Origin of the sequence: Haloarcula salinisoli, from assembly GCF_019599405.1 — an archaeon.
GTDB classification, from domain to species: domain Archaea; phylum Halobacteriota; class Halobacteria; order Halobacteriales; family Haloarculaceae; genus Haloarcula; species Haloarcula salinisoli.
In genome coordinates, this window is record NZ_RKLQ01000004.1 from 143,428 (window position 1) to 170,306 (window position 26,879).

The window sequence follows — 26,879 nt, forward strand, 5'->3', positions numbered from 1 at the left end:
ATAGCTAATCGCAGGTAATGACGTCACCTGACGAGGGATCCCACGATCGAAGTGGTGAACCATCAGATCACACTCACGAACACGGAGAAGACTCTCATGAGCATGGGGATACACATAACCACGATCATGACCATGCTCACGATAATTCCGAGCAGGTACACCATACAGGGGAAGATGGAGATAATGTTGCCTCATCGATAAATAAAGGAGACGTTGCACAGTTCAGCGTCCCGGAAATGGACTGCCCATCCTGTGCGGGGAAAGTGGAAAATAGCGTCCGGAAACTCGACGGCATCACGGGCGTTGATCCACAAGTGACGACAGGGACTCTCTCTGTCTCTTATGAAGGAGAGCGAACGTCGCCAGACGCGATTGCCGAACGCGTCGAAAAAGCTGGCTACACGGTCGAGAACCAGGGTGAAACGGCAGCGACGTTCACAGTTCCTGAAATGGACTGCCCATCCTGTGCAGGCAAAATCGAGAATGCTCTTGATGACCTCTCGGGACTCTCGAGTTACGAGACACAGCCAACGACTGGCAAGGTAGTTGTGACCTATGATGGCGACTCCGTCTCGCTACCACAGATTGTAGCGGCAATCGAGAGCGCTGGCTACGAGGTGACTGACTCGACGACGGACAACACAGACACCGAGAACGGGCCAGTCGATGAACGCGAGAGTGTCTGGAGAAGTTCGAGGGGGATCAAAACATGGATCAGCGGCGGGTTCGTCACTCTCGGACTCCTCATCGAATTCTTCCTCACCGGCCAGAACTTTCTCGTAGCCGAGATCGTCGGCCGGGAATTGCTTGTCGCCGACATCCTCTTCCTCGTTGCCGTTGGGGTCGCTGGCCAGGTCATCTTCCGCAACGGCTACTACTCCGCACTGAACCGCAACCTCGATATCGACCTGTTGATGAGTATCGCCATCAGTGGAGCCATCATTGCGAGTCTCGTCTTCGGCGAATCGCTGTACTTCGAGGCCGCCACGCTTGCCTTCCTGTTCAGCATCGCCGAACTCCTCGAACGCTATTCGATGGATCGTGCTCGGAATTCACTACAGGAATTGATGGATCTGTCGCCGGATGAGGCGACGATAAAACGAGACGGCGAAGAGGTGACGGTTCCCGTCGACGAAGTGGCTATCGGCGACGTCGTCGTCGTGCGTCCAGGCGAAAAAATCCCGATGGACGGAGACGTGCTTGATGGTGAAAGTGCCGTCAACCAGGCCCCCATTACCGGCGAGAGCGTGCCGGTCGACAAGACACCGGGGGACGAGGTGTACGCCGGCACGATCAACGAACAGGGGTATCTCGAGGTTGAGGTCACCTCTGAAGCGGGCGACAACACGCTGTCCCGTATCGTTCAAATGGTCGAAGACGCCCAGGCGAACAAAACCGAACGCGAGCAGTTCGTCGAGCGGTTCTCCTCATACTACACGCCGGCCGTCGTCGGTTTCGCGATCTTGGTGGCGGTGATCCCGCCTCTCCTATTCGGGGCGTCGTGGCCGACTTTCATTGTCTACGGGCTCACGCTGCTCGTGCTTGCGTGTCCGTGCGCGTTCGTCATCTCGACGCCCGTCTCGGTCGTCTCGGGGATCACGAGCGCCGCAAAGAACGGCGTCCTCATCAAGGGTGGGAACCACCTCGAAGCGATGGGGGCGGTCGAAGCGATCGCGATGGACAAGACCGGGACGATCACGAAAGGCGAACTCACAGTCACGGATGTCGTCTCGCTCAATGGAAACAGCGAGGAGGACGTCCTCCGATGTGCCCGAGGGCTGGAATCGCGGTCGGAACATCCCATCGGCGAGGCGATTGTTGAATTTGCTGACGAAAGCGACATCGGAACTCCAACAGTCGACAATTTCGATAGTATCACCGGGAAGGGTGTCGAGGCCGATCTTGACGGCGAGAAGCACTACGCGGGCAAGCCTGGGTTCTTCGACGAACTCGGCTTCGATCTCGCGCACGTCCACGCCACGACCGATGGCGGTGTCGTCACCACAAAGAGCCGTCAGATGTGCGAGCGTAATGACTGTCTCGACCTCCTTGAGGAGACGGTCCCCGAACTCCAGTCTGAGGGGAAGACCGTCGTCCTTGTCGGAACCGAGGACGAAATTGAGGGCATTATCGCTGTTGCCGATGAGATCCGACCCGCAGCGAAGCAGACGATCCAGCGACTTCACGACCTCGGTGTCGAGCAAATCATCATGCTCACCGGAGACAACGAACGGACTGCACGGGCAATCGCTACCGAGGTCGGCATCGACGAGTTCCGGGCCGAACTCCTGCCTGATGAGAAGGTCGAGGCAATCAAAGAACTCGACGAACAGTACGATGGTGTTGCGATGGTCGGCGACGGCGTCAACGATGCGCCAGCCCTCGCCACGGCGACTGTGGGCGTCGCGATGGGCGCAGCTGGAACGGATACCGCGCTTGAAACAGCGGATATCGCACTCATGAGCGACGATCTCTCGAAGCTACCGTACCTCTACGACCTCTCGCATGACGCAAACAGTGTGATCCGCCAGAATATCTGGACGAGTCTCGGTGCCAAGGGTCTGCTTGCACTGGGGGTTCCCTTTGGCTTCGTTCCAATTTGGGCAGCGGTCCTCATTGGTGACGCCGGTATGACAACAGCCGTCACCGGGAACGCGATGCGGCTCTCTCGAATTACGCCAGACATAAATACCGAAACCAACGGTTCGGAGAAGTAAGATGGATCCAGAGAACGAAGGAAGCGCAACATCCCATATGGAGGCAGACCAGCAAAAAAACCCGTTCGGACTTTCGTCCCCGAAGTTTGTCGTCCTCGTTGTGCTCGTTGGGATCATCGGGCCCGGTCTATTGGTATATACCCTCGAACAGACGAACCTGCCTGCCGTAGCTGATCTCGTTTGGATCCTCGGTTATGGCACGACCACTGTTGTCGTTTGGTTCATTTGGCTTCGCCCGCTGGACCTCGTTGGACCCTCCGCCCATGATATATCGCTTACCGAGGAATCGGAACAGTCCGAAACTAGAACAGACAATCACAAAGATGGGTCTGAAACCGCAAATGCAGTTGAGGCGCCAGTACAGGATCCATCAATGACAGAAGGCAATACGTCCCAGGAATCCAACTGCGAAAATCCTGAAACCTCAAAGTCGAGATAGTTCAAATCACAACCTGGTTCTAGAACTCTGTCTCTTACCCATAATCTCGCGCTCAAGAAAAAATCAGTCCAAACGAGAGTGACCAGCGACCTACTCAAGCAGTTCAGGTCACTGTAGTTCCTGCCAGACCCGCTCCGATCTTGCGTCTATAGTCATCGTGAGTTTTGTTATCATTCATTTGTGCCTGATAGCGAGTTCTGAAGAATTAGTGTTCGCTTGGGAGCCTGTCCAAGCCGACAGCGCGCTGTTCAAGACAGGAGCAGCACCTCACAAAGCATCGCCAGTTGACCTGAGTTGAGTCACCTGTTTTGTTGGGATGAGTCATCGATAGTGGTCATAGAACACTAATCGAAGGCCGAGCTGCCGCTGTCGGCGGCGATCAGCCGCCGACGCGGCAGCGTTGCCACTCACAAGGCAGTGTCCTCGGTCGGTGATTACCGATGGAACCGGTCGTCCGGTAGCCGGTTTACGAGGACGGCCCGACGCACCGCGAAAGCCGTCCACGCTGCCCGACACAGCATATTGATGAACTCCTCGAACGACCATTTCCAGAGGCGACGCCCGCCTCGGCGGGGCGTCGCCAGTTTTGGACACACTTCAGCAAGCAGACCTCTCAACTAACCGGCTTTGTGAAGTACTGAGGATCGGGGCTGCAAGGACGACTAGTTCTATTTGGTCGCATGTACTTCAAATACCGCCGCTTTGCGTTGATCGAGAAGAACGACGGCTACTTTGTGAGTCGGCTGAAGCAGAACACACCGGTGATAGCGGCGGAATTACGGGAATGGCGCGGCGTCATTCCCTTGGAAGGCAAACAGATACACGACATGATCAATGATCTCTCGCGGAAGTACATAGATGTAGAGGTGGAAGCGGAGTTAAAGCGTGGACAGTATGAAGGAACGCGATCGCTGGACACGAAGTGATTCCACGTCGTCGGCGTCCTCGTTGCGGACGCCGACGACTACCACCTCTACTTAACGAATCTGCCGAGAGAGGAGTTCCTGCCGCCAGATCTAGCGACATTGTACCGGTGACGATGGGAAGTAGAAACACTGTTCTGTGAGCTGAAGACACAGTATAAACCGGACGAATTCGACACAAGCAACTGTGGTGTCGTGGAAATCTTGCTGTATGCGGCGTTGCTATCACTGCTGGTGAGTCATGAGTTGTTGGACCTAGTCACCGAACAGGCCGACGATGAGATCGTGTTTCAGCCGGAAGGCTGGGCGGCGACCTTCCAGCTGCACGCCTAACTCCTTCTCCACGATTTCGGAGAGTACCTTGGCTACTCGCCACCGCAATTGCTGGCGCGGCTGATCAAGGAGGCTCAGAAGATTCATCAGCAACGACCGATACTCTAAGAGACACTCGCTTCCGCTACAAAACCGAGGTGTAAGTCTTAACTAAAGACGAATGCCTAGGATTAGTAACTCGGAGTCGTGGCCGGGTGCAGAAAGGTTCGTTCGTGCAGTTCGAAGCGCTGTCTCTTACCCACAAATCGAGTCGCTTCCGAGACCGGTGAACACGACTGAAAATCCTGGTATCTGCAGATTCAACATCGTTATAGAGCGGTTTTGCCAATCTCATTTACCGCCTTCAGTAACTCTCCACCATCGGTATCACCGACCGAATCGCTTCTCATCTCGATCTTCCGATCACAGTTCCCGCTTGAAAGCGACTGAAACGTCCGTTTGGGACTCGGCGAACTTATGGATAAGAGACAGCCCTGAAGGGCGGGGCTTTCTCCTTGATTCTCCGTAACACCGCTTGACTTCTTGATGAGCACCAATCTATGCCGTGCTGTTACAACAGGGCTGCTGTAACGCTATCCCTGGTTGGAACGCTATCGAGTCATCCAGGCGCTCCAGTACTGAATAGTGTCGAGTACAGGAGCCACACGTTCAAAACGACGATGAGTCCAATAATAACCGCGAGCCCATAGGTCGTCCTCGTCTTATTCGTGAAACTCCCCATAATGTCCTCTTGATAGGTGAACCAGAGCAAGGGGATGAGGACGAACGGGAGTTCAAAGCTCAGTGCAACTTGGGAGGCCACAAGGACACTCGTCGGATCGAAGCCCGCCAGCACGATGGCGAGGCTCGGGACGAGCGTCACGGAGCGACGGACCCAGACATTCACGTTGAGGTCCAGAAATCCATCCATGACGGTCTGCCCGGCCATAGTTGCGACCAGTGATGATGACAGTCCGGCCGCGATGAGCGCGATGCCGAAGGCGAAACTCGCATTCGTGCCAAAGACTCCTTGGAGTGTGACATACGCCTCGGTGAGTGTTTCAATACCTGTCCCTTGAAGCGATGCAGCCGCGACAATAAGCATAGCAGCATTCACGAACATCGCGCCGAACAGTGCAAGCGTCGTGTCGATGCTTTCCAGTCGGAAGTGACGCCGATGAACAGCTTCCGTATCCCCGTTAGCTTCGATTTGGTGTTGTCGACGATCCTGGACAAGTGTCGGATGCAGATACACGCTGTGAGGCATAACCGTCGCACCGAGAATCCCGATCGCAATAAACAGCGCACTCGAGCTCGGGATCGACGGTGCTAGCCCGGCAGCGATTTCCCCGGCAGCCGGTTGCGCAAGTGCCATCTGAAAGACGAATGCAAGCGAGATCACCCCGACGAGTGCCATGATCGTGAACTCGATCCACCGAAAGCCACGTCGATAGGCCGTGCGAATGCCGAGCAGGGCGAACGAACTTATTCCGGCGAGGACCGCCCCTGCTGCTAGAGGGAGTTGGAAAACTAAGCTAAACCCGATCGCAGCACCGATGATCTCGGCCATATCGGTGGCGATCATCGCAAGTTCGGCGGCGGCCCAGAGCGGCCAGACCAGAGGTTTGGGCAACCGTTCCCGACAGAGTTGCGCGACGCCTTTCCCCGTTGCGATTCCGAGTTTGGCAGCGGTAATCTGAATCCCAATAGCCATCAGACTCGCAAGGACGATCACCCAGAGCAGGGCTGTCCCAAACTTCGCGCCGCCGGAGATATTTGTCGCCCAGTTCCCGGGATCCATATACGCGACACTTATGAGGAATCCCGGCCCGACATAGTACAGGAGTTCTCGCAGTGACGGGCGACCTGTTGGGCCCGTCTCACCACCTGAGTTTGGAGTCACAATCTCTCTGAAAGGAAGCTAGGTGTGGTTAATAAAATATCCACCGAATCAAATTTTAGATTTAGCCTAGTCTAATCCACTTGGGACATCGGTCACGGAACCGACGTTGACGCTTCGTCGGTTTGCTGGGCCCAAATAGAACGAGCAACGCTAGTCGGCAGGGAGACGGTCGTCTCGCAGGAGTGAGGTTGAACACTGATCATTCCGATGGGAGTGATCTCTTTGATGGTAACGCGCGTTCCGGGTTTGATTCCATTTGCCTCGAGATATCGGAGAATCTCGGGATCCTGATTCCGAACTCGCTGGATAATGACTGTTTCGTCGACGCTAAAGTCGATAAGTGCTGTCCCGGAGGGGTCTTCAACAGGATCCAAGTCGGTACTCGGAATCGGATCGCCATGGGGATCGACTTGCGGCTCGTCAAGCCGGGTGGCGAGTCGGTCGATAAACGTCTCGCTGACGTGATGTTCCAGCCGGTCGGCCTCATCGTGAACTTCGCTCCAGTCGTAGCCAAGCTCTTCAGTGAGATAGGCTTCAAGTAAGCGGTGATGACGAATCACTTCCAGTGCGACGGATTCGCCTGTTGGGGTGACTTCGACGCCCTGATAAGCTTCATGATTGACCAAGTTTTTCTCGGCCAGTTTCTTCAGCATGCTCGTCACGGTCGGCGGCTTGACGTCCAGCTGCGTAGCGATGTCCGATGTTTTGACGTTCCCATCGGCTGCCGCCTGGAGGACATAGATCGCTTTGAGATAGTCTTCCATGACGGCACTCAACATCATGGATAAGTAAATTAGAACCGCCTAATTCTTATATTTGTCTGCAGAGGATCCATTCCTACTACGATACTCACGTGGACCACCCTGGGCCACCCCCCTGAGACCCGACCAATGTTCAGGACATCTGATCTGTCTCCGAAGCCGTCCCAATCGCAGGGGCGGGCAGTACACTGGTCACATGAGTGAGGGCAAACAGAATCACGCCGAAAAGGATCAGATAGCTACCCCGACGGAGATCAGGAACGCGAACATTCGGAAGGGGGGTTCATTTCTGGATATACAGCGAGTACATGATGACCGCGAGGCCAAGGGCGACAAATAGGCTGTTGGTGAGCACGCCGAGGGCCAATCCGACAGAAAAGAACTGATTAGCCACGCCAGTCAGGATTGCCCCGAGTGTAATAATACCGAATCCGACACCAAGGACGCGTAGCGAATGTTCTCCAGTCCGTTGGTAGGCTTTAAACGCGATGTAGGTAATCCCGCTACCGAGAAGCAGGATTACGAACTTGACGACTGCAAAGGCCATGTTGACGCCATTCATACTTCGTCCCCCATCATCGACCAGATATCTGCAAGCCGTTCGTCGGTAGATTGGGGCGGCCGATCGACATTCACTGAAAACGTACCTGTGTCGTCCATAGAGATCGTGACGTCCTCAAACGAGCGTTCGTAGTAGGTAACCCGTCCACCTCCAGGATTGATCGTCTCTTGTTCTCGAACGAGGGAAGCGGAACTGAGGAGTTCTAATTTTCGATACAGCGTCGACTTGGGGATGTCACATGCGTCGAGGAGCTCGTTCGCAGTCATTGGTTCGATAGTTTCCCGGAGAATAGTCCGACATGCGGGATCATCCAGCGCATCGAGGACATCCTGCAGACCTGGAGGGTCCTCGGAAGACACTGAATTATCTCCCATTATTCGAGAATACGTGTTCGTCGGGAAATGGAGTCCGATTATGGACGAGAGGGTCCATCGGCACCCCGTATTCATTACTGATCCGGGCTGGGGAGTGATGATGGCTGGTCCATCCAATGAGGGTAAACATAGTGACACAGTTATGAAACGTTATGATTCCTGCTGAGTTTCGAGTCGTTGTTCGCCGGCGTCGGTCATCTCGTAGAGACCCCTCCCGCGCGGAACAATACAGCCCTCATTGTGGAGATGAGCACACCCTTGGTCGATAGTAATCGGGTGCCCATCGACGATATTAGTGATCTCCACCACATGGCAAGGTGACTCGTCAACGAGCACACCCAATACTTCGATCTCGGTCTGTATTGAGAACTCGGTCATAGTAGATAACGTGTCATTGGTATATCCGTAGCTGTATTTCGCCCGCAAAGACCGGCCGGTCAGTCATGCTGCGCGTACACCTCGAGAAGCTCTTGGTATCGATTCCGGATCGTGACTTGACTGACGTGGGCGACCTCACTCACCGTCTCCTGTGTGAGCTGCTCGTTCGTGAGGTGGGTCGCAGCATACAGCGCGGCAGCCGCCAACCCGGCTGGACTTTTCCCACTGTGGACGGCATTATCTGTAGCTACCTCAAGCAGTTCTCGAGAGCGCCGTTCTGCTTCGTCGCTCACGTCAAGCGATGACGCAAATTGTGGGATATATTGCATAGGATCCTCCGGCTCGATCTCTAGCCCAAGTTCTCGGGACAGATATCGGTACGCTCGCTGGATCCGGATTTTCTCGACACGGCTGACATCGGCGAACTCCGTCAGCGGCCGTGGCATTCCATGCTGTCGAGCAGCCGCGTACAACGACGCCGTCGACATCCCCTCGATCGAGCGACCAGGGAGCAGGTTCTGCTCTACAGCACGCCGGTACAGCACGCCTGCAGTTTCCCGAACAGATTCCGGAAGTCCCAGAGCGGAAGCCATGCGGCTGATCTCCCCGAGCGCTTGCTTGAGATTCCGCTCGTGGGCATCCTTCGTCCGGAACCGCTCGTCCCACGTCCGGAGGCGTTGTAATTGAGCACGTTTGCGACCGGAGACAGCCTGTCCGTAGGCATCCTTGTCCTGCCAGCCAATCGTCGTACTCAGGCCCTTATCGTGCATCAGCTGCGTCGTCGGGGCACCGACCCGACTCTTTTCATCGCGTTCGTCCGACGTGAATGCACGCCATTCCGGGCCGTGGTCGATTGGATCATCTTCAAAAACCAACCCACAGCTTTCGCAGGTCGCTTCACCGCTGTCGCTGTTCCGGGTAATATGGCCCTGACACTCGGGACAGGTGTTGTCGTTAGCAGACTTCACGTCACGGTCGCGTTCATCTATTGACCGTGCCTGAGTATGTTCTTGAGACATCATACTATCGGCTTATAGGGGTTTCCCTACAAACCGTGGGTCTTCTTACCAGTGCCGTGGGACGGCTCCACAATGAATAGCTGGCGGTGTCCCACTAGCTGGGAATCTGGCCAAACACTTTGTCTCCAAGACATCAACTCATCATACCGCGAGTCAGCGTCCATTCCCAATATTATGTCTCAAGCCCGACTCCGCTGGGACGACATGCGAACTACGATTTCACAGATTCCGGTCGAGTACAGGCATATCGCCGGCTTCACGCTACTAGTGACGTACATCGTAATGCTTCTCGGCGCCTACACCAGTGCAATCGGTGCTGGACTTTCCTGTCCTGATTGGCCGACCTGCTACGGGACGTGGGTCCCCTTCCTCCAACCCGAAATCATTACTAACTCGCCATACTCTGCACTCCAAATCTTCGCAGAGTGGGCTCACCGTGGACTGGCGATGACGGCCGGGGTTCTGATCATCGCTACGACTTTGGGAGCGTGGGTGACACACCGGAATACTCCGATTGTCAAATGGTCGGCCACGGCTGCTCTTGTCCTGCTTCCGTTACAGGTTATCCTGGGAGGACTGACCGTCACCGAAAATCTCCAACCGATCATCGTGACGACTCATCTCGGCATGGCAATTCTTATTCTCCTCTGTCTCCTGACGACCTTCCTCGTCGCATATCTCCGCCGCTAATGACAACCTGAGAATGAAAAATACCTCAGAGAGCGACAATTCAGCTCACTATGAGAGCAGAACACGAAGCCTATGCATTTGCCACCTGGAGTAGTGATCACGAATGAGTGCCCATACCTGCCCCATCTGTACAGATCAATTCGAAACATCTGGAGCAGCGCGTGACCACACATGGAACGTTCACAGCGCCTGCCATTATTGTGGTGAACAACTCGGTGACGAGACTGACGAGCAGCTCTACAGACATTGGCTCGCCGCTCATCCCGACGACCTCTCACGTGTGGACTACAAACGGGCGGACGCAGCCGTCGATTCACGCACGTTCTCAGAGCGGCTCTCCGAGGGAGGTGTCGGAGCTGCTGTCGGAGGACTGACCCGCCGACAGCTTCTCCTCGCCGGCGGTGGTGCCGCCACTGCCGGTCTCGTGATCGGCGCCACCGCTCTCTCTAACAATACGAGTACTGAACCGGAGGGCGGTGCGAATGCTGGAGGTGATACGGGCGCCGTCGCCACTGCCCCGATTCCCGACTCGCCTAGCGAATCCCGGTATGCGACGATGGGGTCTGCTGATGCCGATGTCACGGTCACATACTTCGGGAGCTGGAAGTGTCCGTACTGCGCCCAGTTCAGTACGGAGATGCTTTCACAACTCGTGACGGACTACGTGGAACCAGGAACGATCGCGCTCAAGTTCCGCAATCTCGCATATATCGGTGGCGACCCATTTCTGGGCCCCGATGCACCCGCAGCCGGCCAAGCCGGGTTAGCTGTCTGGAACACCGAGCCAGCCTCGTACTGGGCGTTCCACGAATACGTGTTCCGGAATCAGCCACCCGAGAGCGACCAGTGGGCGACCGCCGAGAGACTGGTCGAGTTTGCTCAGGCCGCAGGCGTCTCCGAGACGGCGTCGATCCGCACGGCGATCCAAGAAAACCAGTACGACGACGTGCTGCGGGCGACTGACAGGGCTGCGAGCGATACCGGTGTCGACGCCACACCCACGCTCCTCATCGATGGCACGACGGTCAATCCACTCGGAAACGAAGAGCGAACAAGACAGTTGATCGAAGATGCAGCTGGATCAAACTGAGTCATGGATGTCCGACGGACGATTCTGGCTTGCAGGCGGAGCAGGTGTCGCGGCAGTTGCGACTCTCGGAAGTCTCTGGTTCAGTCTCGGCCTCGGTCTCGTTCCGTGTACCCTCTGCTGGTATCAACGTATCCTCATGTATCCGCTTGTCGTCGTTCTTGGCGTTGCCGCTCTCGAGAGCCACAACACAATCTGGCGAACAGTCGTGCCACTATCCGTGGTGGGAGCTTCAATCGCGGGATATCACTCCGTACTCCAAGCAACGACGGCCTCATGCACCTTTGCTGGCCCCTGTGCAGTCGTCCAGTGGCAGGCTCCGGTACTCGGACTTACGATTCCGAATCTCTCACTGATCGCGTTCGTGCTCGTTACAATTACAGTCCTCGCTGGATCGAACCTCGTTGAACCTGAACGTCAGCTATGAATAAAATCACTACCGCGGGATGTCTTGGAATGAACAGCGCCGGAATCGACCTATCGAAGCCAGCTTGTAGGGTGGAGCCCTACGCTCACATCTGATTAATGTCGTCGATATCTCGCTTCCGTTCTGTCGCCTCGGCGATTGGTCTCACATATGGGTCATACGTCGCGGGGGCTATCGTAATCCTTGCCGTCGCGACGGTCGTCGGGTTGTTCGGAGTCGACCTCGCGTCACGTCCAGCCCTCAGGCTAGTTGTGAGTACGTTCTTCCTCCAAGGAGTGACGTTTGGGGGCATCGCTGTCCTCTATCTCAAAGGCCGTGATCTCGGATTTGGATTCGTTCCAGTTCGTCTCCCTGACAAGCGTGATGGGGCGGTGATTGTCGGGGGGAGTATAGCGATCCTTGGGTTGCTCTTTGTGGCGTCCTCAGTAATCACGGCCCTCGGTCTGAACTCGGCTCAGAATCAGATCGTCGAGGTCGGGCGACAAAATCCGAGTGTGTTCCTTCTTCTGATTCCGCTTCAATTCCTGTTGGTCGGTCCAGGAGAAGAACTGTTGTTCCGGGGGCTCGTCCAAGGTACCCTCCGTGAAAGTCTCCATCCGGCCCGTGCAATCGTCCTGGCAAGCGCTCTGTTTGCATCGATCCATCTCTTCTCGTTGTCAGGGGAAGGCAAACTGGTGTACATCGGTATCGCATTCGTCCTGGCTCTAGTACTGGGAGTAGCGTACGAGTACACGGACAATCTCGCAGTACCAGCTGTGATTCACGGGACGTATAACGCGGTGCAGTTCGCAGGAGTATATCTGTCGTCCACGGGCGGACTCTGAAAATCTGACCACTTTGTCGCCCCAATTTTGAACTCCTAACAACGAACAAGTGTAGGTAAAAAGCCGCCATCTCCATTCACCTTTTGCCGAACATATCCACGCGTTGTCCCGTGAATTGGGACACCGCAGTCGCCCTATATTTAGGCCAACCAAACTGCCGAGTGTATCATGACTACACGTTTCGGCGCACCCGGAACCGGACTGTCCCGGCGTGAGTTTCTCGCGGCAACTGGCGCGACTGGTCTCGCTTCGTTAGCAGGCTGTTCTGCGGGCGGAACCAACGAGCCAGCAGCAACGAGCGGTACCCCCACGCAGGCACAAACTGACTCGCCTGATCTCCCCTACACCAGCCCTCCAACAGTCGTCAACGTCGACGAGCAGGGCGGCGAAGTGACGATGCAGACTCAGCAGGCCCGACACGCCGTCCACCCGCTCGATACAATGGGTGGGCCCGTCGAATTCCCACGCGTCTGGGCGTTCCAGGCCGACGACAACGACCCCAGCGTCCCCGGCCCAATTCTCAGAACGACCGAGGGTAACGCGATGGAGGTGACACTCGACAACACCGATGGTCGACGTCCCCACACGATTCACTTCCACGGGGTTCGCAAGACGTGGGAGAACGATGGCGTCCCAACGACGACCGGCATTCAGGTCCCGCCAGGGGAGACACATACCTACGAAATTCCCGCTAACGTCCCTGGGACGCATTTCTACCATTGTCACTTCCAGACCCACCGGCATATCGACATGGGCATGTACGGGGTCTACCGAGTCGATCCCGAAGGCTACGAACCGGCGGACCGCGAATACTTCATGACGATCAAGGACTGGGATTCACGGGTTCCACGGAAGTGGGCCGGTGAGGCGGACTTCACCTACAATTCGGCAAGTCGAAACCCGGACGTGTTTACCGTCAATGGGAAGAGCGCTCCCCGGACGCTGCACCCCGAAGAAGGGTCGCCGATCATCGTCGACGAGGGCGACTCAGTTCGTATCCACCTCGTCAACGGTGGGTACATGTCGCACCCGATGCACATCCATAACCACCGCTTCCAGCGCGTCGAAAAGGACGGCGGGACGATTCCGGAGGCTGCCCGACACGACATGGACGTCACGAACGTTGCCCCTGCTGAACGACACACAATCGAATTTACTGCCGATGCAGACCCCGGCATCTACCTGATGCACTGCCATAAGGTCAACCACGTCATGAACGGCACGTTCTATCCTGGTGGGATGCTCACCGGCGTGGTCTATCGGTCCGTCATGGATACGGACATCTTCAACCAGCTTATGGAGTACGCCGGCTACACCGCGTAGAGACGTTCTATACGACAACCAGGACTGGATCTAACTGAACGATAGTGGTTAACCGCCCCTGGTGGACTCCTGTTGGTTCGACACCGTCCCGCTGAAACAGCCGTCGGTAGGACTGCGAACCGGTCATCGAAATAAATCTGAATCAGCACCAGCTGGGGGCTAGCATGGACCGAAACCCAGCGAATTTCGCCGACTGGGTCGGCCTGTTACGGACTGGCGCGGAACTCGCCGTGTTTCATTCCGAAGAAGAACGCGATGACTGAGAAGACGATCATTGAGGGCAGAACCATCATGAAGACTGTCGAGGAGGTCATCACGGTCGTGAGCGCAATCGCCGCGACGGCGACAATTACGACAAGGGGAGCCACCGAGCGCACAAAGTCGAATTCCATATGTACTGTTGTGACCGGATAGACAAAACCGTTAATAAAGTAGATTTGCTGAAAACCGGCAGTAATCGGCTGCCATATGGATGCTCTATATCAGCGGCATGTATTTGCCAATCCTGCTAGAGTCTACCGACTTCAACAGATTCCGTAAGCCGCAAGCCCTCGGGAAAATCCTTGCTGGGGATTAGTTTCTAACCCCATCGTTGGGCGCGGTGGCTGGTATCCTCGCTAGAACACGTACCCCATTCCGGAGCGAGGCGTCAGTCCAAACGGATCCAAGGGCATGACAAACCCCGAAACAAGCCAACAAGCAAGTGCTTCTTTCGGATGAATTCGCTGTACATCACGGGGATCCTTAGCATATCGCCTCGCCGTAGATAACGACTGAGTAGGAGGTGAAACGGGGGACTACTCATATTGGGAGATAATCTCCAAGATATCGACAAACGTCGCCAATACCGGATAATCAACCTCCAGACCCTCATAGAGATACGAGCAGAGGTCAGTGTGGGCATCCACGTCTGCCGACCGATCGATTCGATGAGCGTGGATTTCCTCCTGCCGTTGCTGGATCCAACTCTTACATTCATCATTCAACGTGTTGAGCGTGTCGTATCGGTCGGTCAGCTCAGTATCTGAGATCCCTTGTAATTCCGTAGAATCAAGTTCTACTATCGCCTCTCGAATCTCTTGAACTGTAGATTGCACGTCTTTGAGCGTAGTGAATTCATCCTGGAGAGTCTCCAGAAAGACCCGGCGGTTGTCAAAACACTGCTGTGCGGCCTCGAGGAGTCGTTGTTTGATGACTGGTGAGAACGTAGTCGCTTCCGAGATTAGAACCAACACATCGACCCCGAATTCGGCACTGAGGCTCGCCTCGAACGAATCACCGTACACGTCGCCGTAGTGGTCGACCGCCATCACAGTATCATGATACCACGGCTCGATCGTATCACGGATCGACTTCTCTTCGGATATAAAGTTCTGCTTCACTCCAACAACGGACCGTTCGAACCGAGGAGTCTGTGTTTCGACGGTCTGAATACGCTGGCGAAACCGTTTGAAAGCTTGACACTCGCGTTCGACCTCGCGTCGTTCTCGCCGAACGCTATCGAGGGCAGCATCCGTGTATGTCGGCCACGAGCCTTGTGCGAGCGTCATCGACAGCGTATGTCTCCATACTGTCGGTCCGAAGCACAGTTAATGTCGGCCATATGGTGTACAAGCGATTCCGGAGCGCACAGCTCGCAGTATACGCGGCCGCCTATCCGGAGAATGAGCTGTACGAGACGCTGCCTTGATCGACGATGGTCTGGCTTTCGGGAACGTCTCCGTCCGGCGGCATACTCCCCTCCGCGGGACCGCCTGGTTCGCCGACGACGATCCGACCAACCATCCCCAGGGACTTGTGCGGGATACAAAAATAATCGTACGTGCCCGTGGTCTCGAACGTATGCTCGAACGTTGCCCCCTGTTCACTCAGGATTTCGCTATTGAACGTTTCTGCTCCCTCGGGAATCCGCGTCACCTCTGCTGAACTCGTTCCTTGTTTGTAGGCAGTTGCCGAGTGACTCCCACTCTGAATTTCGAACGTGACTGTCTCCCCGGAGTCGATGAACAGACCGAGGGGGTCGAAATAATACTCGCTCCCTTCAGTAACCATCATGACGGTATTTGAGCCACCGGACCCACCAGCTGTCTCCTGCGTTTCAGTCGTGGTTGGCTCACCGCCACCATCTCCGTTCCCTGAACTACTACATCCTGCGAGACTGGTTACGCCACCTGTAGCGAGAAACCCGGCTGTCTTGAGTATCCGTCGACGCTCCATGTCTCGCTTATCAAAGGCCCCAGCAAAAGGGGTTAACGCGGATTCCCAATACATAGGACACCGCCCTCATTTGACGTACCGAAATCGCAAAGTCGGAGTGATGGCATTCTGTCCGACAGCGGTCCATTTTTCACCCAATCTGCGAATCATCGTTCAGACCAAAAGAGACATCTGTCGAGGTGAGACTGGTGGTTGATCCCGTTTTTGCGAGCCGTCTCCAGTTTCACTCACTACGATCGTCCATATCATCTTCCCGGTGATGAGTATGGGTCTCGCCCGGTTTCTCATCTATTTCACGTGGAAAGATATCCGCATCAAGAAGCCAGTCTACGAGCAACTCCGACGGTTCTGGACGCGCATCTTCGCAGTGAGTTTCGTCGTTGCACCGTAACGGGACTCGTCCTCGAGTTCGAATTCGGGACGAACTTTGCAGCGTTCTCGACAACAGCCGGAGAGCTGTTCGGTGGTCCACTCGCTCTCGAAGGGATGATGGCGTTCATGCTCAAAGCGACGTTCCTCGGGATCTTCATCTTCGGCCGCGAACGTGTTTCGGACCGTCTATACTTTCTGTCGAGTATTGCCGCCGGACTCGGAACCTGGCTCTCGGCCGTCTGGATCCTCATCGCGAACTCGTGTATGCAGACGCCGCGTGGGTTCGAAATCGTCGTGGAGAACGGTCAGCGAATTGTGAAGCTTACCGACCCGCTCGCAGCCTATCTCAATCCGCGGTTCCCCTATATGTTCATCCATATGCAGAACGCGGCCGTCGAATCGGTCGCGCTCTTCATGGCCGGCGTCGCCGCCTACTACGTGTTCCGGCACCACGTCTGGGGCTACCCAATTGAACACATCAATGTCTGGGAGAAGACGCTCAAAATCGCGCTCGTTGTTCTCCTCATCACGGCTCCACTACAGGTGATTCAGGGCGATGAGTATGCCCGCCACGTCTCTGAAACCCAACCCCAGAAATTCGCCGCGATGGAAGCCCTCTGGGAAACAGACTCCTACGTCCCCGAGTATATTGTCGCGTTCCCCACGGACGTCAACGACCTGCTGAACCACGGACGAAAGAGGTATTTGGCATCGGCATCCCGGGGGGAGCATCCTGGCTCGCGAGTGGCGGAAACCCACAGGCGACAATACGTGGCCTCGAATCCTTCTCGACGAAAGCCCCACCAGTGGCGATCGTCTTCTGGGCGTTCCGAATCATGGTTGCGCTCGGCTTCTGGTTCATCCTGTTGGCCGTCTGGGGTGCCTATCGATGGTGGCGTGGGGAACTCTTCGTGGGGAACTCTTCGAGGACGACCGATTACACAAGGCTTTGATGGCCTCATCTCTCTTAGGGTTCCTCGCCGTGGAAGTCGGCTGGATCGTCACCGGGTACGTCCTGTTGCTGGGCCTCTACAGATACGTTGTCGGTCGTATCATCCGAGCGGGGCCGCCATCAAAAGACGAACTCACGCAGAGTGATGCTGCCCACGTTCAAGAGTCAGAGGTGATGTCCAGTGACTAACGTCGGAACGCTGGCTACGAAGCCGCTATTCGGATTACCGCTCGCCGAGCTCTGGTTCGCGCTGCTGTTTTTCATCTTCGGGATGTTCCTCTTTCTCGACGGCTTCGATTTCGGCGTAGGCGTCCTGTTTGCGACCCGTACCGATGAGCACGAGAAAGAACGGCTGTTGGCGGCTGCCGGGCCGTTCTGGGACGGGAACGAGGTCTGGCTCGTCGTCTTTGGTGGAGCACTATTCGCGGCGTTTCCGTCCGTCTACGCGAATCTCTTCAGCCGATACTATCTGTTGATGTTCGCGATTCTCGCCGCACTCGGTCTCCGAGGGCTCGCCCCCGAGATGTACGAGGAGCGTGAAGACGACCGCTGGCGGACACTCTGGGGCTACTCGTTCGTCATCGGGAGTACCGTGACGCCGTTTCTGCTGGGGCTGTTCGTGATGAACTGGCTGGTCGGAGCGACTGGGCTCATCACCCCAGTAGGGGTCCTCGGTGGTGTCACAGTCCTTGTCCTCACGATCGTCGGCCTCATAGGTGGACTCCTTAGGACAGCAGTTGGTGGGCCGCTCAGTCTGATCGCCTACCTCGTCACGACGCTTGTCTCGGTCGGCGTTCTTTCTTATAACGTGAATGAACCAATTGATCGCCACGTTATTTACAACTGAAGAATAAGACAATGTTGAGGTTAGCCAACTCCCGTTCCGCGAGGATACACACGATCGCCTTCAGGGGAGTAAACGAGTCGCGACCAGCTAATCGAGACTGTTCTAACTAATGATATTACCACTGGTCCCACCGTTCGTGCCTGTCTTGCTCGTTGCGATTCTTTCGCCATTGTTCTCCCGCCGGATAAGTCATGCTCTCGGCCTGGTCGCGACTGCTGTCGTTGTACCGTACGTATGGCTCCTCCCAGAGGGTGCACTTATATCTGGAAGTTTATTCGGCTTTTCGACCATTTTCCTGTACGTAGACTCATTCACTCGATTGATGGGCGGTATCTTCGCATTCATTGGCTCAATCGGCATTATCTATTCATATGCGAGTGATGCCGATACCGTTCAGACAGCATTTGCCCTCAGTTACGTTGGAACTAGCATTGGGGCCGTGTTCGCAGGTGATTGGTTGACGCTTATTTTCTTTGTGGAGTTAATGTCGGTTGGAAGTACGCTACTTGTATGGCATTACGGCGGCCGGGCGGTTCGAGCGGGCTTCCGGTATGCACTCTGGCATGGAATCGGTGGGAGCCTGTTACTGGCAGCGATCGCTTGGCAATACGCAACTGTTAATTCGTTTTTGTTTACTGCGGCTGATGGCATCGTCGGCACTGTCCCTCAAGTGCTGGCTGTCGTGGGTGTCGGTACTATGGTCGGATTCATTGGCCTCCACACGTGGCTCCCTGACACATATCCTAAGCCCCACATCGCTGCGAGCGTTTTTCTCTGTGTTTATACGACGAAAACGGGAGTCTATGTGATGTACCGAATTTTTCCGGACGGCCAGTTCGCAGTTGCCTATATGGGTGGCGGAATGGCCGTCTTCGGGGCTTTCATGGCTCTGATGCAGAGTGATATGCGACGGCTTCTCTCCTATCATATTCAATCACAGGTCGGGTATATGATAGCAGGGGTTGGAATTGGAACAACACTCGCCACCGCTGGTGCATTCGGTCACGTCTTCAATCACATCCTCTACAAGAGTCTCTTGTTTATGACCGTCGGCGTCGTAATTTATCGAACTGGCGAAGAAAGTCTGAAACGCGTCGGCGGGCTCGCGAGAAAGTTACCAGTAACGACGGTAGCCTTTTCTATCGCGGCACTTTCAATCGCAGGATTCCCGGGCTTTAACGGGTTCGTCAGCAAAGGGATGGTTCTATCAGCCGCCGAGTACGAGGAGATGGAGACTCTCTGGTGGTTATTGATACTGGGCGGCGTAGGAACATTCCTATCGTTTATCAAACTGGGCTATTATGTGTTTTTCCACGGCGACTACGAAGGGGAGATCTACGACGCAACCCGAGGACAGAAAGTTGCGATGGCGATAGTAGCAGGCCTGTGTGTGATCTTCGGAGTGTACCCCAGTGGATTGTTCAGTATCATCCCCTTTGGGTCAGAGATTCATTATGAAACATTCACCTTGGGTCATATCGGTGAGGGTCTTGAGCTTGCGATAGCAGGTATTCTTGGATTTGCTATCTTACGTCGGCCACTCAAGCGAATTGGCCGCATTCCAGATTTCGACGATATTTACAATCCCACCGTTTTCTTTGGGACCAAAGCAATAGTACATGGAGTCACCAACTCATTTGCTCGCATCGATCAATTTGTGGTGCATCTCACCACAGGGACTCGCTGGCTCCTTAATAATCCCGAGTTAGGAGTCAGACGGTTCACAGCTATTGTGAAACAATCAAAAGTCGCTGAGCCTCAGGACAAAGATATAACACCAGGTACTTTTCGAGCAGGTATTGGCCAATCAATTGCCATTATTCTATTAGTCCTTGCAGTTATGTTGTTTGTATTGCTATTCAGTTAACGTTGAATAGGGTGATACGATTGTCTGTGAGTGCATAGATGAATTTGCCTCCCATAGCGGCGAATACCTTCCGGAGTTACAGTCGACAGTGTTAATCTGTTCCACGGATGAGCTTCCGAGTGCCCCGTTGGTGTAGCTCGGCCAATCATCTCGGCATCTCACGCCGAGGACCGAGGTTCAAATCCTCGACGGAGCATCCCTGATCCGTTCCACTGCTCTACTCATAACCCTCACAGATGGCTACCGCACAACAAGGAACCGAGGGACACATTTTGACCCGTTTTACCGCCGCAGAGATCGGTACAATCACCAGCCCGTGTCTGATTGTTCTTGCCACCGCCACGGTCGTATACAGCTGGCCACCGGCTGTACTCGGATGGTTTGTATCCGGCTTACTCGGACTTCTTGTCGCAGTAGCTTCCGGCCGGACGTCAGCAATCAAGCCCAGTCTCATCAAATGGCCCCGGCCTGAGTCGAGAGGCGATTTAGCGGTGAATGCGATCGCATATAACGGCGTCCTGATTATTGGCACTGTCCTCGGGCAAATCGTGTGGACAGCAGCGAATAGTCTCCTACTCGCTGCAGGAGTTGGGGCCGTTCTTCCGGTCTGGTTCCTCAAGCACATACAGTTCCTCGTGTTTCTGGACGGCGAGTGAATTCACCGCGCCGGTCATACTTTCGGAAGAAGATATTTCCACACCCAGCATGAGCCAACGACAGTCAAATCCAGAATATGAGAGGTGAATCAGTCAGGTAGAAGTGGCTTCCTGTCCAAAACAAAATAATGTCACCAGAAGAGCGGCAACCACGTGGGGACCCCTCCCGTGGACAGACCTCTCGAATCGGGTCTGTTCGGCCACTCTCTATACTTCTCGCCGCGATTGGTACGCTCACTCAGGTTCCCGTCGCATCTGCCCACGGTACAACCGGAAGCGGTGGACTCTCGCAAGGACACGGTGTAATTATTGCTTTCGTTGGTGCCGTTATTCTCGGTGGATTCATCCTTCTCAAACGAACAGATCGTATCACGGCGACAACCGCTCTGTACGGCGTGTTCGCCGGTATCGCTATCACTGCGCTTGGAGCCGTGCTCTTCGAAGGGCTCTCTCCGGATCCGACGTATACCGCGAGCTCGATGCCGTTCCCCCGAACGTGGTATCAGCCACTGGCCCTGCTGAGTGGCTTGGGAATCATGGTCGCGAGCTTCGTCGTTGGGTGGCTCCGCTGGCCATCCCGGCCACGGTACACGTTCCTCGGCATCCTCATGGGATTGTGGATCTCGTACCCCTACCTCCTTCCAGGACTGGCAAGCGATACGCATCCACTTGGGTACGCCATCGTCCTCGGCACGCCAATCCTGGTCGGTTATGTCGTCTGGAAGGACGCAGGGAGTGTCATTCGCGCAGTCATGCGTGATCCGGTTGCGCGTCGCTTCGGCATCGGTGTTGGTGTCGTGTTAGCGCTCTTTTTCGTCTCGATAACGGGGTACCTCTCGTTTTTCCCCGAAGAAGGCTTCCCCGAGGAAGTGACGGTCGTCGTTCTGCCCGCAATCTATCAGTTGGTGTCGTGGCCGACACTCGAAATCGCGATCCCCCATCTTCCGTTCATACATATCCCGTTCTTCCTGGCCGTGTCACCTGGCCAGGTCATCGTCGTCGGGATGCTGAGCGCTCTCATCGGGTTGAACGCTGCCCTCATCGCCCGTCACTGGCGCGTCGAAGAACGAGCTGGTATGACCGAAGGAACCGCCGGGAGTGCTGCAATCGTCGGGACGTGTACTTGTGGCTGCTGTGGACCACTCGTCGCAAAGATCGCGGTGCTTGCTGCCGGGCCATCGATTGCCGCCCCCCTCTACTGGGTATTCGTCGATTCGGCCTCGCCGCTCAGTGCAGTATTCATCGTTGGGAGCTTCGTCCTCTTCACTGGGAGTCTGATCTACTCGGTTCAAACAGCCCGACAACCCGATCAATCGGCCGCCATCATCCCCGCCGACTGAGGTAAGGTATCTACCGTAACACGGTACTCGGGATGGACGAATGAGTCAAGAGATGAAGAGGAAACGCCGACAGTACGTGTTTTTGTGACTAGCAGCGGTACTGATCGTTGTCGGCACACTCGGAACCGGCTTCCTCCAGTCGACGCCGTTCGACCAAGTCCTCTCTGGAGGCATCATCGTCCCGGGCTTTGCGATCGGGTACGTGGGTCTCGGTGCCTTCGAATTTCCCGAATGAAACGATAGGTGCCGTCTTCACCGGTTGCAGCGGGTATCTGCCGCTTCGCAAGGATGAAACCGCTACTCGTGAAGCAGGTCTCGAAACGAATTCGCCGCCAGGAGACCGCCGGTCGCCACGACCGCACCCATCGCGAACACCGGATTCAGCAACCCCGTCGCTGCGAGGGACATCGTAACTCCATTGTAGAGCAGCGCTAGCCCATTATTCTGTTTGACACGCCGACGAGCTGCAGCTGCGAGGTGGAACGTCGTCTCCACCGCCGCGAGGTCGTCACCGACGATAGAAATATCCGCGGCATCGGACGCGAGTGCCGTTCCACCACCGAGCGAGATCCCCAAATCTGCGGTCGCAAGGGCCGGAGCATCGTTCGTCCCATCACCGACCATTGTAACCTGTCCCCGGGACTGTAACCGCCGGATCGTCGCGGTCTTGCCTGCGGGTGGGACCCCCGCGAACACGTGATCGACGGCAGGATGGCTGTCGAGAAAATCAGTGGCAGCCTCATCATCACCGGTCAGAACGACGATCTCGATAGCACGGTCACTCAGTTGCGTGAGTGTCTCATCCCAGCTTGGGCGTGGTTCATCGCCCACGACGATGACACCCTCTGCATGACCGTCCCGACCGACGACGACCGGAAGGTGACCGGCCGTTCGTGCCTCTGCGGCACGCGTCTCGATCTGCTCGCTAACCGACCACCCCAGTTCCGCGAAGAGATGGAGATTCCCGACGAGAACGTGTGTATCCGCGACGACGCCTTCGACGCCGGTCGCGTGGCTCGTGAATTCAGTGATGTCCTCTGCGTGCTCGTGATCACTTCCATCGGCAACACCACCATCGGCTCTCGACCGGTCGCCGTCCTGATTCCCTTGTGCGAACGCATTCACGATCGCGTCGGCCGCCGGGTGGGATGCTCGCTGTTCGAGGGCCGCGACGATTTCAAGGAGATCCGACGGTGCATCCACCTCGAGGACATCCATCTGGCCGGTCGTGAGAGTCCCCGTTTTGTCGAAGACGACGACGTCGACGTTCCGAAGGCGCTCGAAGACGGTCTCGTCGAAGATGACGATGCCGCGCTCTACCGCTTGTTCGATACTGGTTGCCACCGAGAGCGGGGTTGCCAGGCCAAGTGCCCACGGACATCCAACCAAGAGAACCACCAGCGCGGTCAGGACGGCGACGGGGATGCCAGTCCCCACCAGAAGCGACCCCAATCCAGCGAGTACCGCCCCACCGACGACGACCGGGATAATGACTGACGCGAGCCGATCTGCCTGCCGCTGGACGCCGTGATCCCCGCTCTGAAGATCCCAAACCGAAGTGATGAGGCGATCGATACTACTGGTTGTCTCATCGCTCACTGTGAGGACGGCAGCACCATTTGTGACGACCGCCCCGCCGACGACCTCGTCTCCCGCTTGCTTCGATACCGGAAGCGACTCGCCCGTCACGATCGCTTCATCGACCGTACACTCACCCTCAGCGAGAACTCCATCGACCGGGATTCGTTCACCCTCGCGGACGAGGACACGCTCCCCGGGTACCAGATCGTGTACGTCGACCGTCGTCGTCCCATCGGCGCCATACCGCCTGGCCTCGGTGACGTGAGAGATAGTGAGATTCGTCAGGCGATCCATCGCCCGCTGCTTGCTCAGTGATTCGTAGAAGATAGCGGCCACCACACTCGCGGCAACCACAATCGTGAGGTCGTAGAACACATCGAGCCGCCCGAGGAGGAAGGCAATCGTGCTATACACGTAGGCACCCACGATGGTTAGTGCGACGAGCAGGTCGGTGTTCGGCTGTCGCATCTTCAGACTGACATACGCACCCTGTAACAACGGCAGGCCGGTGAAAAACAGAACTACCCCTGTCAAAACGAGAAAGAGCGGCAGGATCAACAGGCTATCTCCACCACCGAGTCCGGACGCACTCGCGTACATATCGAGCGTCCCGTCACCAAAGAACGACGAGAGCTGCGCCGGATAGAGGAGGACCGCATATGGGAGGAGCATGAACGTCCCGAAAATGACGCCAGCAGCGTAACGGAACCCTAGCACCTCATCAATGCCTCGTTCAGTAGGTTCGTCAGATCGCCGTGACTGTCCGATTACAGTCGGTGCGTCATCATTCCCTCCAGCACGAAGGGTTGCCGAATAGCCGAGCGTACTCAGAGCATCACAGAGAGTCTCCTTCGAGACGCGATCAGGGTCGTATGTGATACGGATCGTCTCGGTAACGTAACTCGCCGCGGCGTCAGTGACACCCTCACAGCTCTTGGCGACTGATTCGAGAAATGCTTCACACGTCGCACAGTGCATCCCATCGACTTGGAAGAAAACACGTGACTCGGTCGTCGATTCAGTGGAGCCTCCAGCGCGCTGAATTTTTTCAACGCTGGGAGTGTGCCTAACTCCGGGTGTTGTGTCCATCCGTCGAGATTCCGGTTCCTCATTACAAAGGACACGATAGACGCTCTGACACCCTGTACAACAAAAGAGAAGATCGTCAGCACCGACGACTCGGTGGTCGGGTACGGTTCCATCACAGAGCGCGCACGTGGGAGGTGATAAATGAGATGGAGACATAACTGCTCACCACCGGCGTAGAGAGGTACAGCCTCGGCCGGGGAACGCAGGTGCCAATCTAAGTCGAACGGCCATTACTGGTGGTACAGATGCGTCGGTATTAATGCTGTCCGGAGAACGCGACTTAGTCCTTTGACATCGCGGAGAGCTCCGGTTGGAGGAACATGACATTCACGCGTCCGACGGCATCGAAATCTCGGAGTCGGTACACCAACTCCCGGATTCGTGCTGCAGAGCCCTGACAGAAGAGCGTCTCAAGACACCACTCCCCGTGGTGCATATGTTGTGTGGTACTGATAACCTCCTCAAACTCGTGCTGAACCGTATGGAGTTCACCGATGACGAGTGTGTGCTCGTAATCGAACGCCAGCGCTGCGACGACAGGGCCGTCCAACTCTTCCAGTTCCGTGTGACGCTCGATGTATTCCTGAATCGCCTCACGGACGGCACGGGAGCGTGATTCCAATCCTTCGTCTTGCCACGTCGTATCGAACGACTCGAGAACCTCTTGGGGAATGTTCAAACTCGTTCTCATACCTCAGCTATGGATGGCACTCCTCAAGAGCGTCATTATTACGAACTCCCGAATCGGGCCATAACAACCCGTATAAGCAATTCTCACTCTACTATCGAGTAGATGGCCAACGGAGTGTTCGCACTCGCACTCGGGGCAACTGCCCTCGGTCTCACGCACGGTCTCTCCCCGGGCCACGGATGGGCAATTGCGGCGAGCTACGCGCTCGACAAACCAAACAAATGGGTCTCCGGAGCTGCATCAAGCCTCATTCTTGGGATTGGACATCTCATCAGTAGTATCGCGATGGTGGTCGTCTACTTCTGGGCGCTCTCGTATTTCGGCCTCACCCAGATTCCCTGGATGAACTACGTCGCCGGGACGCTACTCATCGTCCTCGGAATCTGGCAATACGTCAGTGGGCACGAACACACCGCGTCAAATCAGGAAGACGATCATAGTGACCACCACGATCACGCCCACGACGACGGTCATGCCCACGTCGACGACGATACCCAAGGATGGATCGCTCGGGCTCGGCGGATAGTTCCGTTCGTGAGCCAGTCCGGCCATTCCCACTCTCACGACAATCTCGAGGAGACGTCGGATCGTGGGCTGTACGGGATGGCAGCCCTCGCGTTCGCCCTCGGATTCACCCACAACGAGGAGTTCGATATTATTGCGATCTGCACCGGCTCGACCTATTGTCTCGAACTGATGCTCATCTACTCGCTGGCCGTCATTACGTCGCTCGTCGGTGTGACGCTGGTACTCGTAGCTGGCTACCAGCGCTACGAGGACCGGCTTGAAGACTACGCCGAGTACCTGCCAGCGTTCACGGCGACAATCCTCATCGTAATGGGTATTGGATTCATTCTGGGCATCTTCTAAGGTTTAAAATGGGCATTCCGATTCCAGAAACGTTGTCCACCCGAAAGATTCCATCCGATGTGAGCAGTGATAGAGCAATCCTCAGTCGGCAGGTTGAGCGTCAGTAGGCGGAGTCGCACTTGGGAGCTCGGGGATGGAAAAGTCGATGCGCCGAAGCAGCTGTGCGTTGATTGCGACGATCACCGTACTCAGCGACATCAGGAGCGCTCCCACGGCGGGAGACAGCAGAATCCCGATTGGTGCCAACACGCCTGCTGCAAGCGGAATCGCGAAGACGTTGTAGCCGGCCGCCCAGACGATGTTCTCCTGCATCTTCCGGTAGCTCGCCTTGCTGAGTTTCACGAGCCGAACGACATCCATGGGGTTGTTCTGGACGAGGATGACGTCCGTCCCGTCTTCGAGGTCAGCGTCCATCTTCTGATAGCGGTTCGCCCAGAGCATACAGGGAAGCTCGGCGTCGCCGTCGGTCAGGGTGAAATAGAGGGCGGTACTGTTCTGATGGAGATCCGTGACCTCGCCGATACACCGGACGCCGTTGAGGGCAGGCGTGTCCTGGACGACCGATGCAATTCGGTCGTTCAGCTCTTGGACTGAAAGAACATTCCCGGACAGGACATCATCTACCTCCCGTTCGGCATCAGCCATCGCACTAACTTAA

The 26,879-nt window shown here is 56.0% G+C and carries 22 protein-coding genes, 1 tRNA gene and 4 pseudogenes; 15 read left to right on the forward strand and 12 right to left on the reverse strand.

The window, feature by feature from the left end; translation table 11 throughout:
* Positions 1-17 precede the first annotated feature (17 nt).
* Positions 18-2,717, forward strand: coding sequence for a heavy metal translocating P-type ATPase (locus EGD98_RS17890; protein ID WP_220589759.1), 2,700 nt, complete (start codon positions 18-20; stop codon positions 2,715-2,717).
* A 1-nt stretch (position 2,718) separates the two neighbouring features.
* Positions 2,719-3,156, forward strand: a complete 438-nt coding sequence (locus tag EGD98_RS17895) for a DUF7996 family protein (RefSeq protein WP_220589760.1) — start codon at positions 2,719-2,721, stop codon at positions 3,154-3,156.
* Positions 3,157-3,590: 434 nt separating this feature from the next.
* On the opposite strand, the pseudogene EGD98_RS17900 reads toward EGD98_RS17895, so the two are convergent.
* Positions 3,591-3,740 (reverse strand): annotated as a pseudogene (locus tag EGD98_RS17900) (ISH3 family transposase); the annotation flags it as partial.
* A gap of 57 nt (positions 3,741-3,797) precedes the next feature.
* Between EGD98_RS17900 and EGD98_RS17905 the strand changes: the two are divergent.
* Positions 3,798-4,520, forward strand: a pseudogene (locus tag EGD98_RS17905) (IS4 family transposase); the annotation flags it as partial.
* Between the two features lie 490 nt (positions 4,521-5,010).
* Here EGD98_RS17905 and EGD98_RS17910 read toward each other — a convergent pair.
* The 5 genes from EGD98_RS17910 to EGD98_RS17930 all read right to left on the reverse strand — a co-directional run bounded on the left by EGD98_RS17910 (position 5,011) and on the right by EGD98_RS17930 (position 9,391).
* A complete protein-coding gene (locus tag EGD98_RS17910; protein ID WP_220589814.1) occupies positions 5,011-6,246 on the reverse strand; it encodes an Nramp family divalent metal transporter in 1,236 nt (411 codons plus the stop codon).
* Between the two features lie 140 nt (positions 6,247-6,386).
* Entirely contained in the window at positions 6,387-7,076 is a 690-nt protein-coding gene (locus EGD98_RS17915) for a metal-dependent transcriptional regulator (RefSeq protein WP_413229601.1), read from the reverse strand.
* A 262-nt stretch (positions 7,077-7,338) separates the two neighbouring features.
* Positions 7,339-7,617 carry a DUF7521 family protein gene (locus EGD98_RS17920; RefSeq protein WP_220589761.1) on the reverse strand — a complete coding sequence of 93 codons (279 nt, stop codon included), beginning with the start codon at positions 7,615-7,617 and terminating at the stop codon, positions 7,339-7,341.
* A complete protein-coding gene (locus tag EGD98_RS17925; RefSeq protein ID WP_220589762.1) occupies positions 7,614-7,991 on the reverse strand; it encodes a winged helix-turn-helix domain-containing protein in 378 nt (125 codons plus the stop codon). Before EGD98_RS17925 ends, EGD98_RS17920 begins: the two co-directional genes overlap by 4 nt.
* A 437-nt stretch (positions 7,992-8,428) precedes the next feature.
* Positions 8,429-9,391 (reverse strand): transcription initiation factor IIB, encoded by a 963-nt coding sequence (locus tag EGD98_RS17930; protein WP_220589763.1) that lies wholly within the window; start codon positions 9,389-9,391, stop codon positions 8,429-8,431.
* A gap of 201 nt (positions 9,392-9,592) precedes the next feature.
* Between EGD98_RS17930 and EGD98_RS17935 the strand changes: the two genes are divergently transcribed.
* The 5 genes from EGD98_RS17935 (at position 9,593) to EGD98_RS17955 (ending at position 13,739) form a co-directional block, all read left to right on the forward strand.
* Positions 9,593-10,078 (forward strand): COX15/CtaA family protein, encoded by a 486-nt coding sequence (locus EGD98_RS17935; RefSeq protein ID WP_236039609.1) that lies wholly within the window; start codon positions 9,593-9,595, stop codon positions 10,076-10,078.
* A 103-nt stretch (positions 10,079-10,181) separates the two neighbouring features.
* On the forward strand, positions 10,182-11,168 hold the full coding sequence (locus tag EGD98_RS17940) for a thioredoxin domain-containing protein (protein WP_220589765.1): 987 nt from the start codon (positions 10,182-10,184) through the stop codon (positions 11,166-11,168).
* On the forward strand, positions 11,149-11,592 hold the full coding sequence (locus EGD98_RS17945; protein WP_137685090.1) for a disulfide bond formation protein B: 444 nt from the start codon (positions 11,149-11,151) through the stop codon (positions 11,590-11,592). The genes EGD98_RS17940 and EGD98_RS17945 overlap by 20 nt, the downstream gene beginning before the upstream one ends.
* 98 nt (positions 11,593-11,690) lie before the next feature.
* A complete protein-coding gene (locus EGD98_RS17950) occupies positions 11,691-12,416 on the forward strand; it encodes a CPBP family intramembrane glutamic endopeptidase (protein WP_220589766.1) in 726 nt (241 codons plus the stop codon).
* Between the two features lie 168 nt (positions 12,417-12,584).
* The gene (locus EGD98_RS17955) at positions 12,585-13,739 is read left to right on the forward strand and encodes a multicopper oxidase domain-containing protein (RefSeq protein ID WP_220589767.1); all 1,155 of its coding nucleotides are present in this window, start codon (positions 12,585-12,587) and stop codon (positions 13,737-13,739) included.
* A gap of 206 nt (positions 13,740-13,945) precedes the next feature.
* Here the strand turns inward: EGD98_RS17955 and EGD98_RS17960 are convergent, their stop codons facing one another.
* The 3 genes from EGD98_RS17960 to EGD98_RS17970 all read right to left on the reverse strand — a co-directional run bounded on the left by EGD98_RS17960 (position 13,946) and on the right by EGD98_RS17970 (position 15,956).
* Positions 13,946-14,131 (reverse strand): DUF7333 family protein, encoded by a 186-nt coding sequence (locus EGD98_RS17960; RefSeq protein WP_092635601.1) that lies wholly within the window; start codon positions 14,129-14,131, stop codon positions 13,946-13,948.
* Between the two features lie 405 nt (positions 14,132-14,536).
* A complete protein-coding gene (locus EGD98_RS17965) occupies positions 14,537-15,289 on the reverse strand; it encodes a DUF7260 family protein (RefSeq protein WP_220589768.1) in 753 nt (250 codons plus the stop codon).
* 103 nt (positions 15,290-15,392) lie between these two features.
* Positions 15,393-15,956 (reverse strand): plastocyanin/azurin family copper-binding protein, encoded by a 564-nt coding sequence (locus EGD98_RS17970; RefSeq protein WP_220589769.1) that lies wholly within the window; start codon positions 15,954-15,956, stop codon positions 15,393-15,395.
* A 188-nt stretch (positions 15,957-16,144) separates the two neighbouring features.
* Here EGD98_RS17970 and EGD98_RS21210 point away from each other — a divergent pair.
* The 6 genes and pseudogenes from EGD98_RS21210 to EGD98_RS17995 all read left to right on the forward strand — a co-directional run bounded on the left by EGD98_RS21210 (position 16,145) and on the right by EGD98_RS17995 (position 21,990).
* A pseudogene (locus EGD98_RS21210) lies at positions 16,145-17,469 on the forward strand (cytochrome ubiquinol oxidase subunit I).
* A pseudogene (locus tag EGD98_RS17980) lies at positions 17,462-18,079 on the forward strand (cytochrome d ubiquinol oxidase subunit II); the annotation flags it as partial. The pseudogenes EGD98_RS21210 and EGD98_RS17980, both read left to right, overlap by 8 nt.
* 157 nt (positions 18,080-18,236) lie before the next feature.
* Positions 18,237-19,994 carry a Na(+)/H(+) antiporter subunit D gene (locus EGD98_RS17985; RefSeq protein WP_220589771.1) on the forward strand — a complete coding sequence of 586 codons (1,758 nt, stop codon included), beginning with the start codon at positions 18,237-18,239 and terminating at the stop codon, positions 19,992-19,994.
* A gap of 121 nt (positions 19,995-20,115) precedes the next feature.
* Positions 20,116-20,190 (forward strand) — tRNA-Glu (locus EGD98_RS17990).
* Positions 20,191-20,230: 40 nt separating this feature from the next.
* Entirely contained in the window at positions 20,231-20,650 is a 420-nt protein-coding gene (locus EGD98_RS21395; RefSeq protein ID WP_470303451.1) for a DUF8215 family protein, read from the forward strand.
* Positions 20,651-20,778: 128 nt separating this feature from the next.
* On the forward strand, positions 20,779-21,990 hold the full coding sequence (locus EGD98_RS17995; protein ID WP_220589772.1) for a hypothetical protein: 1,212 nt from the start codon (positions 20,779-20,781) through the stop codon (positions 21,988-21,990).
* A 297-nt stretch (positions 21,991-22,287) separates the two neighbouring features.
* On the opposite strand, the gene EGD98_RS18000 is transcribed toward EGD98_RS17995, so the two are convergent.
* Positions 22,288-24,816 carry a heavy metal translocating P-type ATPase gene (locus EGD98_RS18000; RefSeq protein WP_413229602.1) on the reverse strand — a complete coding sequence of 843 codons (2,529 nt, stop codon included), beginning with the start codon at positions 24,814-24,816 and terminating at the stop codon, positions 22,288-22,290.
* A gap of 124 nt (positions 24,817-24,940) precedes the next feature.
* The gene (locus EGD98_RS18005; protein WP_220589773.1) at positions 24,941-25,351 is read right to left on the reverse strand and encodes a CopG family ribbon-helix-helix protein; all 411 of its coding nucleotides are present in this window, start codon (positions 25,349-25,351) and stop codon (positions 24,941-24,943) included.
* A 102-nt stretch (positions 25,352-25,453) separates the two neighbouring features.
* Between EGD98_RS18005 and EGD98_RS18010 the strand changes: the two genes are divergently transcribed.
* The gene (locus tag EGD98_RS18010; protein WP_220589774.1) at positions 25,454-26,221 is read left to right on the forward strand and encodes a hypothetical protein; all 768 of its coding nucleotides are present in this window, start codon (positions 25,454-25,456) and stop codon (positions 26,219-26,221) included.
* Positions 26,222-26,302: 81 nt separating this feature from the next.
* Here EGD98_RS18010 and EGD98_RS21100 read toward each other — a convergent pair whose 3' ends face one another.
* Positions 26,303-26,866 carry an exodeoxyribonuclease VII large subunit gene (locus EGD98_RS21100; RefSeq protein ID WP_268899233.1) on the reverse strand — a complete coding sequence of 188 codons (564 nt, stop codon included), beginning with the start codon at positions 26,864-26,866 and terminating at the stop codon, positions 26,303-26,305.
* Positions 26,867-26,879 lie beyond the last annotated feature (13 nt).